Below are 24,623 nucleotides of genomic sequence, written 5' to 3'. Positions count from 1 at the left end.
CGGTCATTCCGCGACCACACCGGTCGCGATCAGCTCGTCGATCTGCTCGCCGGTCATCTCCAGCCCGCCCAGCACCTCCCTGGTGTGCGCCCCGGGCCGGGTCACCACCGGACCCGCGGTGGTGACCCAGCCGCTCATCCGCGGGACCGGGCCGACCTGGCCGGGCGACGGCAGGACGCCGCGGCGGTGCGCGGTGGCGAAGGCGTCGGGCAGCGACCGGACCGGTGCGACCGCGGTGTCGACCGCGCCGAGCCGCTCCAGCCAGGTGGCCAGCGGGGCCCCGGCGAAGGTGTCGGTGAACACCGTGCGCATCTCGTCCCACCGGGTCGGGTCGTCCTGCTGCTCGATCAGCTCGGGCCGGCCGATCGCCGTGCAGAGGTTGGCGAAGAACTTCGGCTCCAGCGCGCCGACCGAGATCCACTGGTCGTCGGAGGTGCGGTAGCAGTCGTAGAAGGGCACCGCGCCGGAGAGCAGCCCACCACCCCACGACGGGTCGGGCGCGCCGGCGCCGATCCAGGCGGGGACCACCTGGAGCAGGCTCAGCAGGCCCTCGTACATCGACACGTCGACATGGGTGCCGCGGCCGGTGCCCGCCCGGCCGGTCAGCCCGGCGAGGATGCCGAACGCGGCCAGCAGCCCGCCGGCGGCGTAGTCGGCGGCCATGTTCAGCGGGATCCCGGGACGCTGGCCGGCCCGGGTGCTGGCCGAGAGCAGCCCGGCCTCGGCGATGTAGTTGAGGTCGTGCCCGGCGTGCTGGGCGAGCTCGCCGGTCTGCCCGTACCCGGTGAGCGAGCAGTAGACCAGTCCGGGGCTGGTGGCCGACAGGGCCGGGTATCCGAGCCCCAGCCGTTCGCAGACGCCCGGGCGGAACCCCTCCACGAACACGTCGCTGCGCGCGGCGAGCCGCAGGGCGATGTCCAGGCCGGCCGGATCCTTGAGGTTCACCACGATCGAGCGGCGCGACCGGTGCAGGGGGCTGAGCCCGAGGCGCCGCGCCTCGCGCCCGCCGTGTGCCCCCAGGTTGCTCACGCCGCTCCCGGGCCGGGTCGAGGGCGGGGCCTCCAGGGTGATCACGTCGGCGCCGAGGTCGCCGAGCAGCGTCGTCGCGAACGGACCCGGCGCCAGCGCCGAGAGGTCGAGCACCCGGACGCCGGCGAGCGGCCCTGTGCCTGCGGTCATGTCGTCGTCCTCACGTGGTGGTCGGTGGTGGGGCGGTCGAACAGGGTCGTGGCGAGTCGGGCCCGGTGCGCGGCCGGCGTCCCGCAGGCCAGCTCGAGCGCCTTGCCGCGCTTGAGCCACAGGTGCAGGTCGTGCTCCCAGGTGAAGCCGATGCCGCCGTGGCACTGCAGGGCGTGCTCGTTGGCCGCCCGCCCGGCATCCGAGGCGGCCACCGCGGCGACCGCGGCTGCCGCGGTGGCCTCCGGGTCGTCGGTGGCGAGCAGGTGGGCGGCGACCCGGACGGAGGGTCGGGCCATCTGCACGGCCACGTGCGCGTCGGCCAGGCGGTGCTTGACGGCCTGGAAGGACCCCACCGGGCGGCCGAACTGGTGGCGCTGCCCGACGTATCCGACCGTGACGTCGACCAGGTGGGACGCGACGCCGAGCAGCAGCGCCGCGTTCGCCACGGCCGCCCGGTCGAGCAGCCGCCGGACCGGCCCGGCACCGGGCAGCAGCGTGTCCGGCCCGGTGTCGGCGGTCACGCTCGACAGCCGCCGGGAGCGGTCGAAGGCGGGCTGCGCGACGCTGGTCCAGCATCCGCGCTCGACGGCGTGCAGGCCGTCGGGTGCCGCCAGGATCAGCAGGTCGGCGTCGGCGCCGCAGGCCACCAACGGCCGGCCGGGCAGCGCCACGGTGGCCACCGCCGCACCCGACGCGATGGCGGGCAGCCAGCGCTCGCGCTGGGCGTCGGAGCCGCGGTCGTCCAGCGTCAGCGCGGCCAGCGCGGTCTCGGCCAGTGGCAGCGGGAGGGCGGCCCGTCCGGCCTCCTCCAGCAGCACCGCCACCTCCAGGTCGCCGAGGCCGAGGCCGCCGAACCGCTCGGGCACGGCGGCGCCGAGGAAACCGACCTCGGCCAGCTGCGCCCACAGCCCGCGGTCGAGCCCGGCGCCGTCGTCCCAGGCGGCGCGGACCCGCGACGGCGGGCACTGCGCGGACAGGAAGGAGCGCGCCCCCTCGGCGAGCGAACGCTGGTCCGTGGTCAGGTCGAGGTCCACCGGGGCTCCCGGGGCAGGCCGAGCACGCGCTCGGCGATGATGTTGCGCTGCACCTCGCTGGTCCCGGCGAAGATCCGGGACGCCCGCGCGTGCCAGTAGCGGCGGTGCAGCCCCGGCGCGGCCAGGTTCAGCGACGCCTGCGGCGTCAGCTCGGCGAGCGGGCCGAGGATGCGCAGCGCCGTCTCGAAGATCCGGGCCTCCATCTCCGACCAGTACAGCTTCGTGATGCTCGCCTGGGCGTCGGTGGGCACGCCGGCCGCCAGCCGGCTGGTCACGAGCTCGATGTGCCGGCGGAACTGCTGCACCTCGACGAACCGGGCGGCGACCTCGTCGCGCACCACGGGGTCGTCGGCCACCCCGGCCCGGTGCGCCAGCTCCACCAGGTCGTCGACGTCGCGGGCGAAGCGGGCATGGTCGCCGAGCCCGCCGCGCTCGAAGCCCAGCGTGGCCATGGCCACCGCCCAGCCGTCCCCGATCCCGCCGACGACGTCGGTCAGCGGCACCCGGACCCCGGTGAGGAACACCTCGGAGAAGCCCGGCTCGCCGTGCAGCTGGCGGATCGGCCGCAGCTCGACGCCGGGGGAGTCCATCGCGATCATCACGAAGGTCAGGCCCCGGTGCCGTTGCTGCGCCGGATCCGTGCGGACCAGCGCGAACATCCACTGCGCGAACGCCGAGAGCGAGGTCCACACCTTCTGCCCGGTGATCACCAGCTGGTCGCCGTCGAGCTCGCCGCGGGTGCGGACCGCGGCCAGGTCGCTGCCGGCGTCGGGCTCGGAGAAGCCCTGACACCACAGCTGCTCGCAGCTGAGCATCCCGGGCAGCCAGCGCTGCTGCTGCTCGGGCGTGCCGAGGGCCATCACGGTGGGTCCGGCCATGCCCAGCGCCAGCCGGTTCAGGCGCACCGGAGCGCCCGAGCGCACGTACTCCTCCCCGAACAGGGCCTGCTCGATCAGCCCCGCGCCGCCGCCGCCGTGCTCGCGCGGCCAGTGCAGCGCCGCGTACCCGGCGTCGTGCAGCTGCCGCTCCCACACCCGGTGCGCGGCCACCCCCTCCGCGGTGTAGGGCGGCGGCAGCGGCTCCGCCGGCACGTGGGCGGCCAGCCAGTCGCGGGCCCGCGCGCGGAAGGACGTCTGCGCGGGGGAGTAGGTGAGGTCCACCTCAGATCCTCGTGATCGTCGGCCAGAGCTCGTCCGGACCGGCGGTGACCACCGCGCGTCCGAGCTCGGCGGCCCAGTGCTCGTCGGACCCGAACTCCTCGCGCCACGACCACAGCCGCCGCGTCAGGTGGTGCAGCCGGTGCTCCTGGGTGAAGCCGATCGCGCCGTGCACCTGGTGGGCGATCCGCGCCGCCGGGCCGGCCGCCGCGCTGGTGCGGGCCTTCGCGGCGGCGACCGCCAGCCCGAGGTCGGCCGGGTCCGAGCCGCGCGAGAGCGAGGCGACGGCCGCGTCCGCGGCCGCACCGGCCGCGGCGGCCAGGCCCGCGAGCACCGCGACCTGGTGGGCGACGGCCTGGAACCGGCCGATCGGACGACCGAACTGCTCGCGCTCGCCTGCGTAGCGCACGGTCAGCTCCAGCACCGTGCCCAGCGCGCCGGCCAGCTGCACCGCCCTGGCCAGCGCCCCCAGCCGGTGGAGCTGCGCGGAGGTGCCCGCCGGGACCTCCGCGACGTCGTCGGTGGGGATCTCCGACCCGGCCGCGACCAGGTCGTCACGGGGTTCGCCGGCCAGGTTGTCACCGGCGGCCAGCGTGAGATGCGCCGGGTCGAGCAACGCGACCAGCTCGGGACGGTGACCCCCGCCGACGCCGGCGACCAGGATGCGGGTGGCGAACCTGGCGTAGGGCACCCGCGGCGCGGTCCCGTCCAGCACCACCCCCGCCCCGGTCCGCCGGATCGTCAGCCCGGGACCGAGCGCGACCGTGCTCGGCCCCTGCGGGAACGCCAGCCCGGACACCGCGCAGCCGGCGGCGACCGGGAACAGCGCCTCGGCCAGCGGCACCGGCCCGGCGTGCGCGGCGACCACGCGCAGCACGGCCGCCGCGTCGGCCGGCTCCCCGCCGGACCCGCCGAGGTGCTCGGGCACCCCGACCGCGGTCATGCCGGCCTCGACCAGCGCGGCCCACAGCGGCTCGCTCCACGAGCCCTCGGCGGCGGCGACGACCTCGGGCGGGCAGCGGTCGGCCATGATCTCGCCGACGGTCCGCTCCAGCAGCGCCCGGTCGTCGGGCGCGTTCTCCGCGCTCATCGCCGTCCCTCGCCGCGCTCGGTCCGCGCTGCGCGCGGGCGCTGAGACACCGGTTCGTTCGCATGCTCGCTCATCGCAGCCCCAACCCGCGGGCCACGATGCCGCGCAGCACCTCGTTGGTGCCTCCGCGCAGCGTGAAACCCGGCGCGTGCAGCACGGCGCGGGCCAGCTCGCGGGCGAACGGGTCCGCGGCGGTGGTGCTCGGCTCCACCGGGGCCACCGAGCGCGCGACGTCGATGATCTCGTTCTCCAGCGTCGTGCCGACGTCCTTGACCAGGGCGGCGGCGACGTCGGGAGCCTCGCCGCGGTCCAGCGCGGCGGCGATCTGCACCGAGAGCCTGCGCAGCGTCCACAGCTGGGCGACCAGCTGCCCGATGGCCACCGCCTGGCGCCGGTCGTCCGGGTCGGCCACCCGGACGAGCGCGGCCAGCAGCGGCAGCGTGGACAGGAACCGCTCCGGACCGCTGCGTTCGAAGGCCAGCTCGGAGGTGACCTGGCGCCAGCCGGAGCCGATCTCGCCGAGGACCATGTCGTCACCCACGAACACGTCCTCGAGGAGGACCTCGTTGAAGTGGTGCTCGCCGTCGAGCAGCCGGATCGGGGAGATGGTCAGCCCCGGCGACCGCAGGTCGACGACGAACTGGCTCAGCCCGTCGTGCCGGGCGGCGTCGTCGCGCGGCGAGCTGCGGCACAGCGTGATCATGTAGTCGCAGCGGTGGGCCTGGCTGGTCCAGACCTTGGTCCCGTTCAACCGCCACCCGGCACCGTCGCGGCGCGCCGTGGTGCGCACCGAGGCCAGGTCCGACCCGCTGTCCGGCTCGCTCATCCCGATCGCGAAGAAGGACCGGCCGCGCGCCATATCCGGCAGCAACCGCTCGCGCTGCTCCTCGGTGCCGTAGCGCAGCAGTGCCGGCCCGCTCTGCCGGTCGGTCACCCAGTGCGCGACCACCGGCGCCCCGGCGGCGAGCAGTTCCTCGACCACCACGAAGCGGTGCAGCGACGGCTGCTCGTGGCCGCCGTAGCGGCGCGGCCAGGTCATCCCCAGCCAGCCGCGGTCGCCGAGCCGGCCGGAGAACCCGGCGTCGAACCCGGCCAGCCAGGCGTCGCTGGTGCCCTGGATGGTGCCGCGGTCGCGCTCGGCGCGGAGGAACTCCCGGACCTCGCCGCGCAGCGCCTCGGCCGCCGGCGGCAGGCCGGCGTCGGGGAGCCGGATCGTCGCGGTCGTCGTCGTTGACGTCGTGGGCATGCTCAGCGCCAGGGCGAGAAGTCGGGCTTGCGCTTCTCCATGAAGGCCTGCGAGCCCTCGGTCTGCTCGCCGGAGGCGAAGAAACCGGGGTTGACCTGGTTGAGGATGGTGAACCGCTCCTGCTCCTCGCGGATGTGCGCGGTCGAGTCGTCGAACGACTTCTTGATCAGCTTGAGCACCGTGGGGCTGAGCGCGAGCAGCTCCGCGCACCAGCGCTCGACCTCGGCGTCGAGCTCCTCGGCGGGCACGACGGCGTTGACCAGGCCCCAGTCCAGCGCCTGCTGCGCGGTGTAGCGGCGGCAGAGCATCCAGATCTCCTTGGCCCGCTTCATCCCGACCACCGTCCACAGGTGGCTGACCAGCCAGCCCTCCGCCGGGCTGGCCACCCGCGGGCCGTTCTGGCCGAACACCGACCGGTCCGAGGCGATCGTGAAGTCGGTGACGTAGGCCATGTGGTGACCGCCGCCGATGGCGTAGCCGTCGACGCGGGCGATCACCGGCTTGAGGCATTCGCGGAAGGCGCGGTAGAGCTCCTTCATCAGCTTGTCGAACGAGTCGTCGCCGGCACGGAAGGTGTCCTCGTTCTCGACGCTGACGTCGCCGCCGGCGGAGAACGCGCGCCCGCCCGCGCCGGTCAGCACGATCACGCCGGCCTGGCTGTCCGCGCCCGCCCGCCAGATCGCGTGGGCGAGCTCCTTGACCGTGTGCGGGGTGAACGCGTTGAGCTTGTCGGGCCGGTTGATGGTCACCCGGGCGACCGCGTCCTTGACCTCGTACAGGATGTCGGAGTATTCCTCGACCGTTGCGGTCATGATCCGGCGCCTCCCTTGTCGGGTATGATGATTACGAGGATCGTAGGGATGCCGTGGGGGCAAAGTCCACCACTCGCCCGACCCACCGATGACGCTGAGGAGACGACATGACCGGTGTAGACGGACCGACCGCCGACGGGGACGCCCGCCGGGTCGCATTCGTGACCGGTGGCGCCGGGGGGATCGGCACCGCCATCTGCCGGCAGCTCGCGGCGGCGGGCCGCACCGTCGCCGTCGCCGACCTGTCGCGGGAGGCGGCCGAGAAGGTGGCCGCCGACATCGACGGCATCGGCGTCCCGCTCGACGTGACCGACCCCGACTCCGTGGCGGCGGCGGTCGCCGAGACCACCGAACGGCTCGGCGCGCCGACGATCGTGATCAACGTGGCGGGCTGGGACGAGCTCAAGCCGTTCCTGGAGACCGACGAGGACTTCACCCACAAGGTGCTGGAGATCAACCTGAACGGCCCGATCAGGGTGCTGCGGGCCACCCTGCCGGCCATGGTCGAGGCCCGGTACGGCCGCGTGGTCAACATCGCCTCCGACGCCGGCCGCGTGGGCTCCTCGATGGAGTCGGTGTACTCCGGGGCGAAGAGCGGAGTCATCGGCTTCACCAAGACCATCGCGCGGGAGTTCGCGAAGTACGGCATCTCGGCCAACACGGTCTGCCCCGGGCCCACCGACACCCCGCTGCTGCGCCAGATCACCGCCGGTGAGCGCTCCGGCAGCATCATCGCTGCGATGACCAAGGCGGTGCCGATGCGCCGGATGGGCACCCCCGACGACGTCGCGCCGGCCGTGGTGTTCCTCGCCTCGGACGCGGCCGGCTACATCACCGGGCAGACACTGTCCGCCAGTGGCGGACTGACGATGAGCGGCTGACGTGCCGCCGGCGGACGCCGAGCCGTACCGCACGAGTCTCGGCACCTCCTCGCCCGACGTCATCCGGCTGCTCGGCCACGACCTCACCGAGGAGCTGATGGGGTCGGTGTCGTTCGCCGACCTGGCGTTCTGGCTGGTCGCGCTGCGCCGCCCGACCGCGGGGGAGAGCCGGCTGTTCAACGCGGTGCTGGTGGCGTTGACCGACCACGGCTTCACCCCGATCGTGCTCGCCGCCCGGCTGACGCTGCTGGGGGCACCCGAGGCCGTGCAGGGTGCGATGGCCGCGGGCCTGCTGGGTGGCGGGTCCCGGTTCCTGGGCACCACCGAGGACACCGCGGCGTTCCTCGCCGACGGCCTGGCCCGCGAACCCGGACGGGCCGACCCGGACGCGCTCGCGGCCGACCTGGTCCGGGAGCGGAAGGCCGCGCACCGCACCGTGCCGGGGCTCGGGCACCCGTTGCACAAGGACGGTGACCCGCGCACCCCGGTGATCCACCGGATCGCCGAGGAGGAGGGGGTGGCCGGGCCGCACCTCGACCTGCTCGCCGCCGTGGGCCGGGTGCACCCGGCGATCCTCGGCCGGACGCTGCCGGTCAACGGGGCCGGGGTCTGCGGGGCGGCGCTGGCCGATCTCGGGATCCCGCCGGGGCTGGTCCGGGGGGTCGCACTGGTGGCCCGCTCGGCCGGGATCCTCGGACACCTGGCCGAGGAGATGCGGGACCCGATCGGGCGCCGGGTCTACGACTCGGTGGACCGCAACGCCGTGTACGTCGCCCCGGACCCCGGGTGAACCGGTGCCGCCGCGTCGCTACAGGTGCAGGCCGATGTTGTCGATGAGGTGGGTCGTGCCCAGCCGGGCGGCCACCAGCAGGCGGGCCGGGCCGGGCCCCGGGTCGACGTCCAGCGCGGCGCCGCGCAGCTCCAGGTAGTCCACCGCGAGCCCCCCGTCCCGCTCGAGAACCGCACGCGCGGCGTCGAGCACCGCGGCCGGTCCGTCCGCGGCCGCGGCGGCACCCGCCGCCAGCGCCCGGAACAGCGTCGTGGCGCGGGACCGTTCGGCCGGGGTGAGGTACACGTTGCGGCTGGACAGGGCCAGGCCGTCCGGTTCGCGGACGGTGGGGACGGGCACCACGGTCAGCGGGAAGTTCAGGTCGCGCACCATCCGGGTGATCAGCGCGAGCTGCTGGTAGTCCTTCTCGCCGAAGTACGCGAGGTCGGGTGCGACGATGTGGAACAGCTTCGCCACGACGGTGAGCACCCCGGCGAAGTGGCCGGGCCGGACCGCGCCCTCCAGCTGGGCGCCCAGCGGACCCGGCACGACCGTGGTGTCCGCACCCTCGGGGTACATGTCGGCGACCCCGGGCAGGAACACCAGTTCGACGCCCTCCTCCCGGCACGCGGCGAGGTCGGCCTCCAGCGGGCGGGGGTAGCGGCCGAGGTCCTCACCCGCCCCGAACTGGAGCGGGTTGACGAAGATCGACACGACCGTCGCGGTGTCCCCGGCGGCGCGGCGGGCATGCCGGATCAGCTCGCGGTGCCCGGCGTGCAGGGCGCCCATCGTCGGCACGAACGCGATGCCGCGGCCGGTCGTGCGCAGGGCCCGCACCGCTGTGGCGAGGTCCCCGGGGCTGCGGTGGATCTGCGGCCCGCCCACGGTGCGGTCCTCGGGTGTCCGGGTGCCGTCCACTGGTCCTCCTCGTCGAGGTTCGTCGGCCGGACGGCGTGTCGGGGCGGGCGCGGACCCGGTGCCGGTCAGACCGCCGGTTGCCGGTCGAAGCCCTCGTAGCCGTTCGCCGCGACATCCTCGCACGTCCGGCGGTAGAGACCGAAGCTGCCGAAGAAGAACAGCGGCCGGCGGGCCTTGCCGGGGATGTTCGCCCCGTCGTACCAGGACCCGGACGGCCCGGCCACGATCCGCTCGGCCTGGGCCCGCACGTGGTCCGCCCACCGCTGCTGGGCCTCGTACCCGGCCTCGACCACGGCGAGGTCGCGGCGCAGGGTGTCCTCGATGCAGGTGGCGATCCACTCGACGTGGTGCTCGATGGACACCGGCAGGTTGCCGAAGGTGGCGCCGGGACCGGTGATGGTGAACATGTTGGGGAACCCGGCGACGGCCAGCCCCAGGTAGGTGCTCGGCCCGTCGGCCCACGCGTCGCGCAGCGCCAGGCCGTCGCGGCCGGTGATGTCGATCCTCGTGAACGGTCCGGTCACGGCGTCGAAACCGGTGGCGAGGACGAGCACGTCGAGTTCGATCTCCCCGGCCGTGGTCCGGATGCCCCGCGGTGTCACCTCCTCGATCGGCGACTCCCGCAGGTCGACGAGCGTCACGTCGTCGCGGTTGTAGGTCTCGAAGTAGTCGGTGTCGATGATCGGCCGCCGGCCGCCGAACGGATGGTCGGTCGGTGTCAGCCTCGCGGCCGTGTCCGGGTCGGCCACGGTCTCCCGGATCTTCTCGCGGACGAAGTCGGCGGCGAGGTCGTTGGCCCTGATGTCGGTGAGCAGGTCGCGGTAGGAGCCGAACACGAACCGGAACCCGCCCTGGTCCCACAGCTCCTCGAAGGTCTTGCGGACCTCCTCCGGGGTGGCGTCCAGGGCCGAGCGGCCGTTGTGCTGCCAGGGGAAGCCGCTGAGCGACCACTTGGCCTTCGCCCAGATCGCGTCGTAGTCGGCCCTGATCTCCGCCAGCACCGCCCGGTCGACGGTGTGGTGGCGCGCGGGCACGGTGAACTGCGGGCTGCGCTGGAACACGTGCAGGTGCGCGGCCTGCTCGGCGATCACCGGGATGGCCTGCACGCCGGTGGAGCCGGTGCCGATCACCCCCACCCGCCTGCCCGCGAGGTCCACCGGCTCGTGCGGCCAACGGCCGGTGTGGTGGCACTCGCCGGCGAAGGTGTCGAGGCCCGGGATGTCGGGGGTGTAGGGGGCGGCGGCGAGCAGACCCATCCCGGTGACCAGGAACCGGGCGGTGACGGTGTCACCGGCGCTGGTCCGCACCCGCCAGGTGCCGTCGGCGTCCTGGTACCGCGCGGCCTCGACGCGGGTGCCGAGGCGGATGTCGCGCAGCAGGTCGAAGCGGTCCGCGACGTGCTCGAGGTAGGCGAGGATCTCCGGCTGGCGCGGGTACTTGCCGCTCCACTCCCACTCCTGCAGCAGCTCCTCGGAGAAGGAGTAGCAGTACACGTAGCTCTCGGAGTCGCAGCGTGCCCCCGGGTACCGGTTGAGGTACCAGGTGCCGCCGACCCCGTCGGCCGCCTCGATCACCACGGCCCGCAGGCCGAGCACGTCACGCACCCGGTGCAGCATGTAGAGGCCGGCGAACCCGGCTCCCACGATCACGACGTCGACGTCGAGGTCGGTGCTGTTCGATCCGGTCACGGTGCTCACCTCGGGGTCTGCTGGGTCTGGTTCAGTCCGTCCAGGACGATCTCGGCGTACATCCGGCCGATCTCGCGGGCGGCCATCGGCCCGGTGCGGTACCACTGGTAGGCCCAGGCCGACATGCCGATGATGCCGAAGGCCAGCACCCGGGCCGAGGCCACCGGGCGGAACGATCCGTCGGCGATCCCGGCCTCCAGGATCGTGACGACCTGTTGCTCGTACTCGTCGCGCTTCTTCTTGACCTCGACGAACCGGTCCTCGGACAGGAAGCGGCGCTGCTCGAAGAAGATGGTCTGGTAGCGCTGGAACCGCTCGGCGCCGACGAGGTTCTCCTCGATCAGCTGGGCGAGGGTCTCGCGCGGCGAGCGGCCGGCCGACGCGGCCGCGCGCAGCATCTCGAGCTGGCTGTCGATGAAGGCGTCGTGGATGAGCAGCAGCAGGTCCTCCTTCGCCGCGAAGTGGTGGTAGAACGACCCCTTGCTCACCCGGGCCCGCTCCACGACCTCCTGCACCGAGGTGGCCTCGTAGCCCTTCTCGTAGAAGCAGTCCACGGCCGCGGTGACGATGGCGTCGAACGCCCCGCCCCGGGACGACGCCGGGCGGGAGCCGGGAGCGGATGCGGTGGCCATGGGCGGGATGGTAGCCAGCGCCGGGGCCGGGACCTGTGGGCTCATCCCGGGCCCGGGTCGCCGACCCGGCGCCGGATCTGCGAGCGGACCCCGGTCTGGCCGCGGTTGACCCCGACCAGGCCGGCGTCGCCCGGCCGGGTCTGCAGCCGGTTGCCCAGGTCCGGGCCGATGGCCGTGAGGCCCCCGTCGACGGAGATCGCCTGCCCGGTCACGAACTCGGAGTCCTCGCTGGCCAGGAACAGCGCGGTGCCCGCGATGTGCTCGGGGCGGCCGTGGTCGGGCCACGGCTGGACGGTGGGCAGCAGCTCGCGCATCTGCTCCTCCCGGCCCTGGTGCAGCAGCGGGGTGAGGATCACGCCCGGGCAGATCGCGTTCACCCGCACCCGGTGTTCGGCCAGCTCGACCGCGACCGACCGGCTCAGGTTGATCACCGCGGCCTTGGCCGAGGAGTAGGCCTGCGGGCCGGCCCCGCCGGACAGACCGGCGACCGAGGCGGTGTTGATGATCGACCCGCCCGCACCCTGGTCGATCATGACGCGGGCCGCGTGCTTGGTGCCCAGGAACACCCCGCGGACCAGCACCGCGAACGTGTAGTCCCAGTCCTCCACCTCGATGTCGGTGACCGGCCCGAACGCGCCGCCGACGCCGGCGTTGTTGAACATGACGTCGAGGCGGCCGAACTCGGCGACCGCGGTGCCGACCGCACCGGCGACGTCGTCCTCGTCGGCGACGTCGGCCGCCACGAAGCGGACCGCGTCGGCCACCCCGGCGGCCCCGGCCGCGGCCAGCATGGCCTTGCCGCTCTCCGCGTTGAGGTCCACCGCGACCACCCGCGCCCCCTCCGCGCAGAAGCGCAGCACCGTGGCCAGCCCGAGACCGCTGGCCCCGCCGGTCACGACGGCCACCTTGCCGGCCAGCCGGTTCACGAGGTCGCCACCCGCGACGCCGGGGCGACCACACCGGGGGCGCCCGCGTAGTGCTCGGCGTACTCGACCCGCAGCCGGAACTTCTGGATCTTGCCCGACGACGAGCGGGGCAGCTCGTCGAGCAGCACCAGGGCCTTGGGGACCTTGAACCCGGCGAGCCGCTCGCGGCAGTGGGCCTCGAGCTCCTCGACGGTCACCGTGGCGCCCGGGCTGCACCGGACGAACGCCGTGACGGCCTCGGTCCAGCGCTCGTGCGGCAGCCCGACGACGGCGCACTCGGCCACCGCGGGGTGCCCGGCGACGGCCAGCTCGACCTCCAGCGAGGCCACGTTCTCCCCGCCGGTCTTGATGATGTCCTTGCGCCGGTCGACGAACCAGACCACGTTCTCCTCGTCGACCCAGCCGAGGTCGCCGGTGTGGAACCAGCCGTGCCGGAACGCCTCCGCGGTGGCCTCGGGGTTCTTGAAGTACCCGGTCATCGCCTGGGGCCCGCGGTAGACCAGCTCGCCCAGCTCACCCGCGGCCAGCAGGTTGCCCTCCTCGTCCATCGCCGCGATCCCCATCGTCACCGCCGGGGCGCCCCAGGACGTGGTCTTGGTGTGGGCGTGCTCGGGGCGCTGGATCTCGTTGACCGGGGTGAACTCGGTCTGGCCGGAGATCAACCGGCACTGCGCGTTCGGGAACCGGGAGGCGAGGACCGCGACGCGCTCCGGGGACAGGCTGGCCGCCCCGATCACGCACAGCCGCACCGAGGACAGGTCGCGGTCGCCGATGCGGGGCTGGTCGAGCAGCCCCACCCACATCGGGCCGGTCATCAGAGTCGTGGTGACGGCGTGGGCGGCGACGGCGTCCAGCGCGGCGTCCGGGTCGTAGCTGCGCGAGATCACGGTGGCGGCGCCCGCGAACAGGTGCGGCAGCCACATCGCGTTGAGCTGGCCGGTGTGGAACAGCGGCATCACCGACAGCGTCACGTCGGTGTGCTCCAGGTGCATCGCCAGCGCCGTGGACAGGGCGCTGATCAGCACCGCGAGGTGGCTGGTGGCCACCCCCTTGGGGTGGTCGGTGGTGCCGGAGGTGTAGAGCAGCTGCAGGGTGTCGGCGTTCTCGACCAGCACCTCCACCTCGTCGGCCGGGCCGGTCATCAGGTCCGCGAACGGGGCCACCCGCTCGGTGGCCCCGCCGACGGGCCGGGTGTCGCGCGGCGGCCCGTCGTCGACGACGTACAGCGCGCGCAGCGCCGGCAGCGCGTCCAGCAGGGCCCGCGTGTGGCCGGCGAACGCCTCCTCGGCCACCAGCACGGACGCCTCGGCCTCGTCGAGCATGAAGCGCATCTCGTCGGTGGTCAGCGCCACGTTGAGCGGTAGGTAGACCAGCCCGGCCTTGGCCGCGGCGAGGTAGGTGACCGGGATGACCCAGTGGTTGCGCGACACCACCCCGACCACGTCGCCGCGCCGCAGGCCCGAGGCCAGCAACGAGCGGGCCACCTGGTTCACCGCGGCGTTGAGCGCGCGGTAGGTGAGGACGACGCCGCCGTCGACCACCGCGGTCCGGTCGGGGAACCGGGCCGTCGTGCGGGTGAGGACGTCGCCCACGCAGGCGCGCTGGATGAGGTTGGCGGCGAGCTCGGCGTCGTAGGTCCCGGTCACGGTGCCACCTCCCGGGCCGACCCCTGGACCGACTCCTGGGCCGCCTCGACCTCGGCGGGCACGTAGAACTGGCGGGACCACTTGCGGAAGTTCTGGTAGGTGGGCGACTCCTCCCGGACGATCGGCGCCCGCAGCGTGTAGCGCATGTTGGACCAGATCGGGAAGTCCATCTCGGTCTGCCGGATCTGCTCCTCGAACACGCGCTGCTCCCGCTGGTCGGGCGGGGAGCCGGGCACCGCGTCGGGCCCGCGCTTCTGCCACATGGAGAAGAAGACGTCGGAGGTCTCGGCGTCGATCGGGGTGGAGCAGACGAACTGGGCCGCCTCGACGTAGTCCATCATCCGGAAGCAGATCAGCCCGACCCCCCACACCTCGATCTCCAGGCGGCCCGCGATGGTGCCGCCGGGTGTCAGCTCGGCGCCCTCGCGGCCGTAGGGGTACTCGTGCAGGACGTAGGCGTAGGGGCCCTCGGTCTCGAACTTCTCGATCGCCGTGGACCTCGGGGCCCGGTGCACGTAGTGGAAGTGCATCGGATCGACGGTGTTCTCCGCGACCACCTGCGGCTGGAACCTCACCCCCGCCCACAGCTTGACCGCGTGCGGCTGGGCCGGCAGGTAGTCCGGGTGCTCGAACTCCGGCAGCGTCGGGGGCTCCCAGGTCGGCGGCGCGCCGTCGGGATGGTGCCAGACCAGCACCACGCCGTTCGCGGTCCGGGTCGGGTAGCTGCGCAGGCAGGTCTTCACCGGGCGGGCGCTGTAGGGGATGTCGACGTTGCGGCCCTGCCCGTCCCACGCCCAGCCGTGGAACGGGCACACGATGTCGTCGCCGCGCACGGTGCCGCCGGCGCCGAGGTCGGCGCCGAGGTGCCCGCAGTAGGCCTCGACCGTGCGGTAGCCGCCGTCGCCGCCGCGGAACAGCACCAGGTCCTGGCCGAAGTAGCGCATCCGCCGGACGCCGCCGGGCTGCAGGTCGTCGGCCCACCCGACCTGGAACCAGCCGCTGGGCGCGGTCGGGTAGGGGAAGCCCTTCATCGGTTCTCCTCGGTGTGGTGGGCCGGCTCGACGTGGAAGTCGGCCAGGTCGGCGGTCCGGGTCATGTCCCAGTAGTCGATGACGCGCCACGGCGTGTTCGTGACCACGCGCCCGGCGGAGTTGCGGTAGTAGGTGCTCATCCCGGGGTGCGACCACACCATCCGGTCGTGCGCCGCATCCACCCGCGCGACGTAGTCGTCGTGCACCTCGGCCCGGCACTCCAGTGCGCCGATCCGGCCCTCGCGCATCCGGCGCAGGGCGTCGCCGATGTAGCGGGCCTGGCACTCGGCGATGAACATGTAGCTGCCGCCTGCCCCCGGGTTGACGTTGGGTCCGTACATCAGGAACAGGTTCGGGAAGCGCGGCACCGTGATGCCCAGGTACGCGGTGGCGTCGTCGTCACCCCAGACCGCACGCAGGTCCGCCCCGCCGCGCCCGCGCACCTGCAGCGGAGCGACGAACCGGTTCACCTGGAACCCGGTGCACAGCACGACGACGTCCGCCGGGTGCAGGGCGCCGGTGCCGTCGCGCACCGCGTCGGCGGTGAAACCGGTGACCGGCTCGGTGACCAGGTCGACGTGCGGGCGGGTCAGCGCCCGGTACCAGCCGTTGTCCAGCAGCATCCGCTTGCCGTAGGGCGGGTAGCTCGGCACCGCCTTGGCCTGCAGGTCCGGCCGCCCGGCCAGCTCGGAGCGGATGTAGCGGGTGAAGTACTCCCGGTGCCCGTCGTTGACGGCGTTGAGCGAGCGCTCGGGATGCTCCCACCCGGGGTCGACCTGCAGGGAGGGGTGCACCCGGTCGTTCCAGGTCCAGGCCAGGCGCAGCCGGTACCAGGTGCGGTAGAACGGCACGTTGTCGAACAGCCACCGCGCGTCGTCGTCGATCGGGTCGAAGTACCCGTCGGCGGGCGCGGCCCACTGCGGTGAGCGCTGGAACACCGTCAGCGAGGCGGTCCGGTCGACGATCGCCGGGACCGTCTGCATGGCGCTGGCCCCGGTCCCGACCACGGCCACCCGCCTGCCGGTGAGATCGAGGTCGGCGGGCCAGCGGGTGGAGTGCACGACGGTGCCGCGGAAGTCGTCCATCCCCGGGAGGTCGGGCACGATCGGGATGCCGAACAGCCCGGCCGCGGTGACCAGTACGTCCGCGGTGAGCTCGCGCTGCACCCCGTCCCGGTGGCGGACCAGCACGGTCCACCGCTGCGCGGCCTCGTCGTAGCGCGCCTCGACGGCCTCGGTGCCGAACTGGATGTCCTCCCGCAGGCCGTAGTGGTCGGCGAGGTCGGCGAGGTAGCCGGCGAGCTCGTCGCGCTTGCCGAAGTGGCCCGACCAGGCCCGCGGGAAGAACGACAGCGAGTACAGGTGGCTGGGGGTGTCCACGCCGCAGCCCGGGTAGGCGTTGGTCAGCCAGGTGCCGCCGACGTCCTCGTTGCGCTCGACGACCACGTGCTGCACACCCGCCTCCCGCAGCGCCACGGCCAGCGTCATCCCGGACACCCCGGCGCCGACGATGAGCACCGTCTGGCCGGTGCCGGCCTGCGGGCGCGGCCGTGGCGTGCGGGCCGGGGCGCCCAGTTCGGCGGCGGCGAGCCGGCCGTACTCCTCGGGTACGGGCTCGCCCATCGCCACCGCGAACATCTCGGTCAGCAGCGCGGTCGACGGATCGGTGACGGCCGCCGGCGTCCCGCCGGACCAGTCCAGCACGGCGTCGGTGACCGCGTCGAGGACCTCACGGCGACGCTCGTCGGGCAGCCCGCCGGAGTCGTTCGCGCCGAGGCCGCGGTTGCGGCCGGGCCGGTACGGCGGCTCGAGCCAACGGCCGTCACCGGTCAGGTGGTGCAGCACCATCAGCAGGGTGGGGATGTTGCCGGCCTCGACGGCGGACCGCAGGCGGGTCCGGTCCACGGCGGGGGCGAGTACCTCGGTCACGGCGGCTCCGTCGGTGGCGTGGGGGATGAAGCCCACCATACTGACCGGTCGGCATGGTGGCAACGGGTCGCGGGCCGGACAGGTGGCCGCACCGTCGTCACCGCCCGAGGAACCGGGCCGGGCGGCGTGCCAGGAAGGCCGCGGCGCCCTCCCGGGCATCGTCGGAGGCCAGCACCGCGAGCGCGGCGTCGCGCTCGGCGGCGACGCCCGGCGGTGCTCCGCGGAGTAGGTGCGCTTGATCGCGGCGACGGTCAGCGGCGCGTTGCCGGCGATCACCGCGGCGAGGGCCCGCGCCTCGGCGGCCGAGATCCTCCGGCGCGCACACGCGCCCGACGACGCCCAGCCCGGCGGCCTCGGCGGCGTCGAAGTGGCGGCCGGTGAGCAGCAGGTCCGCGGCGGCGGCCGTACCGATCTCGCGGGTGAGCGCCCCGACCGCGCCGAACGGGTAGAGGCCCATCCGGGCGGCCTGCGTACCGAACCGCGCGCTCGACGCCGCGAGGCGCAGGTCGCAGGCGAGCAGCAGGGACATGCCGCCCCCGAAGCACCCTCCGTTGACGGCCGCCACCACCGGGACCCCGATCCGGGTCGGTCCCAGCAGCAAGGCCTCCAGTACCGCGAGCGCGGCACCGGGGTCGCCGATCTCCCGCAGGTCGGCTCCCGAGCAGAAGACCGACCCGGTGCCGGTGAGCACGACGACGCGCGCGGCGGGATCGGCATCGACGTCGGACCACACCCGGGCCAACGCCTCGGCGGTGGCCGGGTCGAGGGCGTTGCGAGTCCGGGGCCGGTCGAGCCGGACGGTCCACACCGGGCCGTCCCGGTCGACGTGCAGGCCGGGGGTGTCCGGACCCGGCTGCGCCGGGGGCCCCGTCCGGGTCATGCCCCGGCCCGTCCCGTCACCGGGCAAGGAGATCGGTGGTGTAGTCCTCCTCCAGGCTGCGCTCGCGGGCCCCGATGCGGAAGGCCTCGAACACCGGGAGATGGTCGTCGAAGTCGTCGATGCCGTTCTGCTCCAGCACCCACTTGACCTTCTTCACCGCCGGGCGCGCGGCCTCCCACATCGCGTCGGCGTCCTCGCCGGTCGTCACCCGCATCGCCCGGCCCAGCAGGCGGCCGTGGGTCTCGGCGAAGTGCCCCGGCGCCTGGTCGGCGGGACGCATCCAGAAGTTGGACTCGTCGCTGGTGACCAGCTGCGGCAGGGCCAGCATCCCCATCGCGTAGAGGATGCCGTCGCTGGCGAGCTTGGCCAGGAACCGGCGCTCGTCGGTGCCCAGCGGCGGCCGGTCGCGGTCGCGCATCCGCTTCTCGAACAGCAGCCGGCCGTACGCGACGTGGCGGCGTTCGTCGACGTCGACGTGGCGGTAGCCCTCCTTGAGCGCGGGCCACGCGATGCCGTCGACGATGCGGTCGAACAGCACCATCCCCACGATCTCCGGGGCCAGGATGCTGACCTGCAACAGCCACGGGTTGTCCCCGAGCACGACCTTCTCGGTGTAGGTGGGCCACATCCGCGACTGCTTCCACTCCACCCACCGCAGGTTCTGCACCGCGCGGTGCTCCAGTTCGGTGCGCGGGGTGAACTCGAACGGGAAGCCTGGGATCATCGTGGTGGCGACCCGGCGAAAGAACTCCTCGTGCACGAACTCGTCGCGGCCGGTGGCCATGCACAGCAGGATCAGGCCGTGCTCCTCGTGCCGCTCGTAGAGCGTGGAGAGCGGGTGCAGGAACTGGGGTGCGGCGGCGTACTCGAACATCGCCCCGAGCGCGCCGTGGTAGGCCACGGCAAGTCGCTCCTCGGGATCCAGCGCGTCGACGTCGACCGTGTCCCAGGCCAGGCGGGTCGGGTTCCAGGTCAGGTCCTTGGCCCGCTCGTAGACGTTGAGCGCGCGGCGGTCCTCGACCCGCCAGTCGACCGGGTAGATGTTGGGAGCCAGCACCGGAGGTGGGGTCCAGCCGTGGTCCATCTCGATCGTCATGTCGCCTCCTGTCCGACCCCGCCGGGGTCGGTGTCGTCCTAGGGCATTGCGTATCCGCCGTTGACGCCGTAGGTCTGCCCGGTCACCCAGGACGCGCGGTCGCCGGCGAGGAACGCGACCGCGGCGGCCGCGTCCTCGGGCTCGCCCGTGCGGCCCAGCGGGTACGCCTTCGCGATGCGGTCCCACAGCTCGGGGGCAAAGCTCGCCTCCGCCTGCGGCGTGCGGGTGGTGCCCAGCGCCACGCAGTTGACCCGGACGCCGTGCCGCCCGACCTCCTTGGCCAGTGCCTTGCTGAACCCGATCACCGCGGCCTTGGCCGCGGAGTAGACGGCGGTGCGGGGTTCGCCGACCCGGGCCGCCTCCGAGGTGATGGTGACGACCGACCCCCGGCCGCGCGCGATCATGCCGGGCAGCGCCGCATGGGTCATGTTGAGCACACCGTGGGTGTTGACCCCGAACTCGCGGGCCCAGTCCTGCGGGCCGGTCTCGGTGAACGGCTTCACGATCCACATCCCGGCGTTGTTGACCAGGACGTCCAACGGGCCGATCGCCCGTTCCGCCTCCGCGACCATGGCGGCGGCGGAGGCGTGGTCGCTGACGTCCCCGGTGATCGCGACGACGGTGCCGCCCGCGGCGCCGAGCTTCGCCGCCGCCTCCCGCGCGCCCTCGGCGTCGACGTCGGCGACGGCCACGCTCGCCCCTTCGGCGACGAGCAGGGCGCTGATCGCATAGCCGATCCCGCGGGCCCCGCCGGTGACCAGCGCCGCGCGTCCGTCGAGTCCGAGATCCATGGTGCTCCTGTCGGTAGGGCCGGCTCAGACGCCGGAGACGCGGCGTTCCCGGCCCGCCCAGTGCGGCTCGCGCAGCGCCTTGCGCTGCAGCTTGCCCACCGGGCTCTTGGGCAGCTCCTCGGTGCGGAACTCCACCCGGCCGGGCTTCTTGTAGGAACCCAGGGCGCCGGCGACGAGGTCGATGATCTCCTGCTCGGTCACCGCCGCCCCGGGGTCGGTGACGCAGACGGCCATCGGGGTCTCGCCCCACCGCTCGTGCGGGACGCCGAAGACCGCCACCTCGCGCACCGCGGGATGGGAGGCGATGGCGTTCTCCAGCTCGGCGGGCCAGATGTTGAACCCGCCCGAGATGATCATGTCGTCCATCCGGTCGAGCACGTAGAGGTAGCCGTTGGCGTCCATGGTGCCGACGTCGCCGGAGAGCACCCAGCCGTCCACCAGACGGGCGGCGGTCTTCTCGGGGTCGTTCCAGAACCCGGTCATCTGACCCTCGCAGCGGATCGCGATCTGACCCTCCTGCCCGACGGGCAGCGCCTCGTCGTCGGGCCCGCGGATCTCCAGCTCGGCGAACGGCAGCGGTCGCCCGGCCGAGCGCAGCGGGGTGGAGCCCTCGACGGTGGAGAACCACTCCTGCGGTCCCATCGCGCACGCCGGCAACGCCTCGGTCTGGCCGTAGAGCTGGTGGAGCACCGGCCCGAACAGGTCGCGCGCGGCCAGCGCGGTGGCGTCCGAGATCGGTGCGCCGGCGACCAGGACGACCTTGAGCGCCGAGAAGTCCCGGCGCTGCGCGTCGGGGTGCTGGGTAAGGGCGCCGAGCAGCGCGGGGACGCAGAACATGTACCCGACCCGCTCGCGTTCCATCGCCTCCAGGCACCCGGCCGGGTCGGCGGCCGGCAGCAGGACGTTGGCGGCGCCCTGCAACCACATCGGGAGGTAGAGGTAGCCCGAGCCGTGCGAGATCGGGCCGACGTGCAGGCAGACGTCACCGACCTGCACCGGGGGGAGGTTGTAGGTCCAGTCCCGGCCCGAGGCGATCCAGGTCCGGTGCGTGTTCGCGACGCCCTTCGCCCGCCCGGTGGTGCCGCCGGTGTGCCGGATGATGAAGTAGTCGTCCGGCTCGATCCGCGGGTCGGGGTCGGTGTCGGGCTGGGCGGCCAGCCAGTCCTCGTAGCCGTCGTCGCGGACGAGCACGTGCTCGAGGTCGGGCAGCTCGTCGACCAGCCCGGCGACGTCGGGCAGGTAGCGCTGCGAGACCACGAGCGCCCGGCAGCCCGTCCCGGCCATGTTGTCGGCGTGTGCCTGGCGGGCGTCGCGGGCGTAGAGCGGGACGCGGACGAGCCCGGCCGCGGCGGCCCCCGCGTACATGTCCTGCGCCCCGATGCCGTTGTCCTCCAGCACCGCCACCCGGTCGCCCGGGTCCAGGCCGAGCGCGAGCAGGCCGTTGGCGAGCCGCAGCCCGCGCGACCAGGCCTGCGCGAAGGTGAGCCGCCGGTCGCCGGAGACCACCGCGGTCCGCTCGGCGTAGTGCTGCGCCGAGCGGCGCATCAGGCCCCGGACGTCCATCGGTCATCGACCTCCTCGTCGGTGGATGTCGAGTGTGCTGGAGCACGCGACGGCCGTCAACAGAATGTCGTAGAAAGGCGTCACTACCATGCGCGGGCACAGGGGTCGGACGACCGGGGGAGAGCGATGGACGCGCGCGGCGGACCGGCACCGGTCGGCGGGTGGAACGGCAACGGCGCGCCGCGGGCGTCGCGGAGCGCCCGGTCGCTGCTGTTCACCGTCGTCGGGGAGTACCTCCGGGATCCGGGATCGGCGCTGTGGACCGCGGGTGCGGTCGCCGCGCTGGGCCGGCTGGGGGTCGAGGAGCGCGCGGCCCGGCAGGCCCTGACCCGGACGGCGCGGGACGGCTGGCTCGTGGCCGAGCGGCACGGCCGCCGCACGCTCTGGCGGCTGACCTCCCGGGCCGCCGACCACTTCGCGGAGTCCGCCGAGTCGGTCTACCGGGCCAGGCGGCACCCGACCGGCTGGAACGGCGACTGGACCGTGCTCGTCACCTCCGTGCCCGAGTCCCGGCGCGAGCTGCGGCACCGGCTGCGCACCCGGCTGCGCTGGGCCGGGTTCGGGCCGCTCGGACAGGGTGTGTGGATCTCCCCGCGGGTGGGCTCGGAGCAGGCCGCCCGGCACGTGCTCGACGAGCTCGGCCTGACCGCCAGCGCGGTGTCGGTCGTTGGCCGGATCGGCGGCCTCGGCTCCGAGTTCGAGGTTGTGAACCGGGCGTGGGACCTCGGTGGCCTGGCCCGCGACTACGCCGCCTTCGCCGCCGAGTTCTCCGACCGGCGCGGGCCGGAGGAGCGCGAGCCCGCGGTCGTGTTCACCGAGCAGACCCGGATGGTGCACCGCTGGCGGGAGTTCGCGCTGCGCGACCCCGTGCTGCCGGCCGACCTGCTGCCCGCCCGCTGGCCCGGTCACGACGCCCGGGACCTGTTCTTCCGCCGGCACGACGCCGACCACCGGATCGCCGCGGCCTGGCTCGGTACGCTCGGCTGAGGGCCGGGACGGGGGTCGCCTGCTCACATGCGACATCCTGTTGAATGTCGCTGATGAGATGTCGTACGTTGTGCCGGTGGCAGCCCCCATCGATCTCCTGACCGCCGACGCGGTCGCCGACCCGCACGCGACGTTCGCGGCCCTGCGGGACCGTGGCCCGGTGGTCTGGAGCGACACCCACCGGGCCTGGATCATCACCGGCTACGACGGCGTGGCCGAGGCGTTCCTGGACTCCGAGCGGCTGTCCTCCGACCGGCTGACCCCGTACTGGGCCCGGCTCAGCCCCGACCGCGCCGCCCTCCTCGGGACCACGTTCGACGTCCTGCGCGGCTGGATGGTGTTCCACGACCCGCCCCGCCACGCGCTCCTGCGCAACCCGGTGCGCCGAGCGTTCACCCCGCGCCAGGTCCAGCGGCTGGCCCCCGGGATCGAGCGGATCGCCGCCGAACTGCTCGACGGGATCGCCGAACGGGGCGAGTGCGACCTCAAGGCCGAGTTCGCGTTCCCGCTGCCCGCGCTGGTCATCGCGGACCTGATGGGGGTGGAGGGCGCCGAGCGGCACCGCTTCAAGGACTGGTCGGCCAAGCTGGCCGCGATCGTGTTCGGCGAGTCCGACAACCCTCGGCGCGACGCCCGGGCGGCCGAGGGCAGCGCCGAGTTCGTCGACTACTTCAGCTGGCTGGTCCGGCACCGCCGGGAGCACCCGGGCGAGGACCTGGTCAGCGCGCTGCTCGCCGCGCAGGCCGAGGAAGGGGCCGGCGAGCTGAGCGAGCTGGAGCTGGTGGGCGCGTGCACTCTGCTGCTGTTCGCCGGCCACGAGACGACGACGAACCTGCTGGCGAACTCGGCGCTGGCCCTGCTGGGCCGGCCCGACCAGGCGGCCCTGCTGCGCAGCAGGCCGGAGACCGTCGACACGGCCGTCGAGGAGCTGATCCGCTTCGACGGGCCGGTCAAGACCATGGTCCGGGTCGCGGCCCGGACCCACGAGCGCGGGGGGGTGACGCTCGAGCGGGGACAGACCGTCTACCTGTCGGTGGCCGGCGCGAACCGCGACCCCGCGGTCTACGACCGCGCGGACGACCTGCGCCTGGACCGCGTCCCGGGGCGACCCGGCATCAGCTTCGGGCAGGGCCTGCACTTCTGCCTCGGGGCGGCGCTGGCCCGGCTGGAGACCCGGATCGCGGTGCCGGCCCTGCTGGCCAGGTTCCCCGATCTCGCGCTGACCGGCGACGACCTGAGCTGGGAGCCGCAGATCCTGACCAGGGCCGTCCGCGAGCTCCCGGTGTCGGTCGGGACCTGACCACCCGGCGGCCGGTCACGGGCCCGGTCCCGAATCGGCGGGCACCCGCTCAGCTCTCCGGTGCCGGGGTGCGGAAGCCGTGCCGATCCAGGAAGCGCCCGATCGCGGCGAGCCCCTCGTCGTGTGCGGGGTGCGTCGGGAGCTGCAGGAACGCGTGCGGTGCGCCGTCGAGCACCACGAGCTCGTGCGGGACGCCGACCTCGGCGAGGTGCGCGGCGAACGCCGTGGACTCGACACACAGCGGGTCGCGCCCGCCGACGGCCACCAGCGTCGGCGGCATCCCGGCGCCGTGCCCCTCGGGGCTGAGCCGGGGGTCACCCCGGACGGCCTCGAAGTCCCCGGGCGGCAGGTAGAGCTGGGTGTGCGCCTCGTGCCCGGCCAGCAACGGGGCCAGTACCGGAAGGGCCCGGTGGTAGTCGTAGACGCCGTAGAGCAGCAGGGCCCCCGAGACCGACCGGCCCGCCGCCGTACCGGTGAGCACGCACGCCGCGAGGTTCGCCCCGGCGGAGTCCCCGCCGACCAGGATCCGGGCCGGGTCGCCGCCGAACTCCGCGGCGTGCCCGGCCGCCCAGCCGACGGCGAACTCGGCGTCCCCGACGGCGGCCGGGAACCGGTGCTTGGGCGCCCTGCGGTAGTCGACCGAGACGACCAGCAGGCCGAGCGCCGCCAGCTCGGTGGCCAGCCGGCGATGGGTGTGCGGTGCGCCCATCACCCAGCCGCCGCCGTGCAGGTAGACGAGCACCGTGAAGGGCGGCTCGCCGAGCGGGACGGTGATGTCGGCACCCAGCCGCCAACCCGCCACCTCGCGCATCGGCACGCCGTGGTGCACCGCCGCGACCGGGGGGCCGTCGGCGTTGACGTAGTCGTCGTAGGAGCCGAGCAGGGCGGCGGGGGAGATCCCGTCGGGTGCCCGCAGCGTCAGCTGGAACTCCAGCAGGGGGCCGGGAACCGTGGCCGCCGGGTCGCTCACTGGTGCACCCTCCTTGTGTCCGAGTCGGATCGTTGATCCAGGATTCGGGCGCACCTGAGGTTCCCACCGGGCCATCGCCCTGCTCGCTCGACCGGAGAG

At 73.9% G+C, this 24,623-nt stretch carries 22 protein-coding genes; 4 read left to right on the top strand and 18 right to left on the bottom strand.

Annotated elements, in window-relative coordinates:
• Positions 1 to 3 precede the first annotated feature (3 nt).
• From ACL02T_RS07390 to ACL02T_RS07365, 6 genes are all read right to left on the bottom strand, one after another.
• The gene (locus tag ACL02T_RS07390; RefSeq protein WP_185717104.1) at positions 4 to 1,179 is read right to left on the bottom strand and encodes a CaiB/BaiF CoA transferase family protein; all 1,176 of its coding nucleotides are present in this window, start codon (positions 1,177 to 1,179) and stop codon (positions 4 to 6) included.
• A complete protein-coding gene (locus tag ACL02T_RS07385; protein WP_412829902.1) occupies positions 1,176 to 2,213 on the bottom strand; it encodes an acyl-CoA dehydrogenase family protein in 1,038 nt (345 codons plus the stop codon). The genes ACL02T_RS07390 and ACL02T_RS07385 overlap by 4 nt, the downstream gene beginning before the upstream one ends.
• Positions 2,198 to 3,373: an acyl-CoA dehydrogenase family protein gene (locus ACL02T_RS07380; protein WP_185717106.1), complete on the bottom strand. Its 1,176-nt coding sequence runs from the start codon at positions 3,371 to 3,373 to the stop codon at positions 2,198 to 2,200. Before ACL02T_RS07380 ends, ACL02T_RS07385 begins: the two co-directional genes overlap by 16 nt.
• Position 3,374: 1 nt before the next feature.
• Positions 3,375 to 4,460: an acyl-CoA dehydrogenase family protein gene (locus ACL02T_RS07375; protein WP_412829901.1), complete on the bottom strand. Its 1,086-nt coding sequence runs from the start codon at positions 4,458 to 4,460 to the stop codon at positions 3,375 to 3,377.
• A 70-nt stretch (positions 4,461 to 4,530) separates the two neighbouring features.
• On the bottom strand, positions 4,531 to 5,706 hold the full coding sequence (locus ACL02T_RS07370) for an acyl-CoA dehydrogenase family protein (protein ID WP_412829900.1): 1,176 nt from the start codon (positions 5,704 to 5,706) through the stop codon (positions 4,531 to 4,533).
• Positions 5,707 to 5,708: 2 nt separating this feature from the next.
• Positions 5,709 to 6,518 carry an enoyl-CoA hydratase-related protein gene (locus ACL02T_RS07365; protein ID WP_412829899.1) on the bottom strand — a complete coding sequence of 270 codons (810 nt, stop codon included), beginning with the start codon at positions 6,516 to 6,518 and terminating at the stop codon, positions 5,709 to 5,711.
• Between the two features lie 107 nt (positions 6,519 to 6,625).
• Between ACL02T_RS07365 and ACL02T_RS07360 the strand changes: the two genes are divergently transcribed.
• Positions 6,626 to 7,399, top strand: a complete 774-nt coding sequence (locus ACL02T_RS07360; protein ID WP_412829898.1) for an SDR family NAD(P)-dependent oxidoreductase — start codon at positions 6,626 to 6,628, stop codon at positions 7,397 to 7,399.
• Between the two features lies 1 nt (position 7,400).
• Positions 7,401 to 8,189: a citryl-CoA lyase gene (locus tag ACL02T_RS07355; protein WP_412829897.1), complete on the top strand. Its 789-nt coding sequence runs from the start codon at positions 7,401 to 7,403 to the stop codon at positions 8,187 to 8,189.
• A gap of 18 nt (positions 8,190 to 8,207) precedes the next feature.
• On the opposite strand, the gene panC is transcribed toward ACL02T_RS07355, so the two are convergent.
• The 11 genes from panC to ACL02T_RS07300 all read right to left on the bottom strand — a co-directional run bounded on the left by panC (position 8,208) and on the right by ACL02T_RS07300 (position 21,267).
• Positions 8,208 to 9,086, bottom strand: a complete 879-nt coding sequence (gene panC, locus ACL02T_RS07350) for a pantoate--beta-alanine ligase (RefSeq protein WP_412829896.1) — start codon at positions 9,084 to 9,086, stop codon at positions 8,208 to 8,210.
• A gap of 65 nt (positions 9,087 to 9,151) precedes the next feature.
• Entirely contained in the window at positions 9,152 to 10,774 is a 1,623-nt protein-coding gene (locus tag ACL02T_RS07345) for a flavin-containing monooxygenase (RefSeq protein WP_412829895.1), read from the bottom strand.
• 5 nt (positions 10,775 to 10,779) lie between these two features.
• Complete coding sequence (locus ACL02T_RS07340; protein WP_412829894.1) at positions 10,780 to 11,406, bottom strand: TetR-type transcription factor C-terminal domain-containing protein; 627 nt, start codon at positions 11,404 to 11,406, stop codon at positions 10,780 to 10,782.
• A 41-nt stretch (positions 11,407 to 11,447) separates the two neighbouring features.
• Positions 11,448 to 12,332, bottom strand: a complete 885-nt coding sequence (locus ACL02T_RS07335) for an SDR family NAD(P)-dependent oxidoreductase (protein ID WP_412829893.1) — start codon at positions 12,330 to 12,332, stop codon at positions 11,448 to 11,450.
• Positions 12,329 to 13,978 (bottom strand): AMP-binding protein, encoded by a 1,650-nt coding sequence (locus tag ACL02T_RS07330; protein WP_412829892.1) that lies wholly within the window; start codon positions 13,976 to 13,978, stop codon positions 12,329 to 12,331. Before ACL02T_RS07330 ends, ACL02T_RS07335 begins: the two co-directional genes overlap by 4 nt.
• On the bottom strand, positions 13,975 to 15,009 hold the full coding sequence (locus ACL02T_RS07325; protein WP_412829891.1) for a Rieske 2Fe-2S domain-containing protein: 1,035 nt from the start codon (positions 15,007 to 15,009) through the stop codon (positions 13,975 to 13,977). The genes ACL02T_RS07330 and ACL02T_RS07325 overlap by 4 nt, the downstream gene beginning before the upstream one ends.
• Positions 15,006 to 16,937 carry an FAD-dependent oxidoreductase gene (locus ACL02T_RS07320; protein WP_412829890.1) on the bottom strand — a complete coding sequence of 644 codons (1,932 nt, stop codon included), beginning with the start codon at positions 16,935 to 16,937 and terminating at the stop codon, positions 15,006 to 15,008. The genes ACL02T_RS07325 and ACL02T_RS07320 overlap by 4 nt, the downstream gene beginning before the upstream one ends.
• 97 nt (positions 16,938 to 17,034) lie before the next feature.
• Positions 17,035 to 17,817 carry an enoyl-CoA hydratase/isomerase family protein gene (locus ACL02T_RS07315; RefSeq protein ID WP_412829889.1) on the bottom strand — a complete coding sequence of 261 codons (783 nt, stop codon included), beginning with the start codon at positions 17,815 to 17,817 and terminating at the stop codon, positions 17,035 to 17,037.
• A 16-nt stretch (positions 17,818 to 17,833) separates the two neighbouring features.
• Positions 17,834 to 18,913 (bottom strand): hypothetical protein, encoded by a 1,080-nt coding sequence (locus ACL02T_RS07310; protein ID WP_412829888.1) that lies wholly within the window; start codon positions 18,911 to 18,913, stop codon positions 17,834 to 17,836.
• 38 nt (positions 18,914 to 18,951) lie between these two features.
• Positions 18,952 to 19,704 (bottom strand): SDR family NAD(P)-dependent oxidoreductase, encoded by a 753-nt coding sequence (locus ACL02T_RS07305; RefSeq protein ID WP_185717121.1) that lies wholly within the window; start codon positions 19,702 to 19,704, stop codon positions 18,952 to 18,954.
• A gap of 24 nt (positions 19,705 to 19,728) precedes the next feature.
• Complete coding sequence (locus ACL02T_RS07300) at positions 19,729 to 21,267, bottom strand: class I adenylate-forming enzyme family protein (RefSeq protein ID WP_412829887.1); 1,539 nt, start codon at positions 21,265 to 21,267, stop codon at positions 19,729 to 19,731.
• Between the two features lie 126 nt (positions 21,268 to 21,393).
• Between ACL02T_RS07300 and ACL02T_RS07295 the strand changes: the two genes are divergently transcribed.
• Together ACL02T_RS07295 and ACL02T_RS07290 are read left to right on the top strand one after the other, a co-directional pair.
• Positions 21,394 to 22,254 carry a PaaX family transcriptional regulator gene (locus ACL02T_RS07295; protein ID WP_412829886.1) on the top strand — a complete coding sequence of 287 codons (861 nt, stop codon included), beginning with the start codon at positions 21,394 to 21,396 and terminating at the stop codon, positions 22,252 to 22,254.
• 76 nt (positions 22,255 to 22,330) lie between these two features.
• Positions 22,331 to 23,554, top strand: coding sequence for a cytochrome P450 (locus tag ACL02T_RS07290; protein ID WP_412829885.1), 1,224 nt, complete (start codon positions 22,331 to 22,333; stop codon positions 23,552 to 23,554).
• A 49-nt stretch (positions 23,555 to 23,603) separates the two neighbouring features.
• On the opposite strand, the gene ACL02T_RS07285 is transcribed toward ACL02T_RS07290, so the two are convergent.
• On the bottom strand, positions 23,604 to 24,524 hold the full coding sequence (locus ACL02T_RS07285; protein WP_412829884.1) for an alpha/beta hydrolase: 921 nt from the start codon (positions 24,522 to 24,524) through the stop codon (positions 23,604 to 23,606).
• Positions 24,525 to 24,623: the final 99 nt, after the last annotated feature.

The sequence above is a fragment of the Pseudonocardia oceanicola genome (assembly GCF_047200735.1).
Lineage (GTDB): Bacteria > Actinomycetota > Actinomycetes > Mycobacteriales > Pseudonocardiaceae > Pseudonocardia.
The sequence above is the reverse complement of the archived record's forward strand: the minus strand, read 5'-3'. Positions and strand labels throughout refer to the sequence as shown.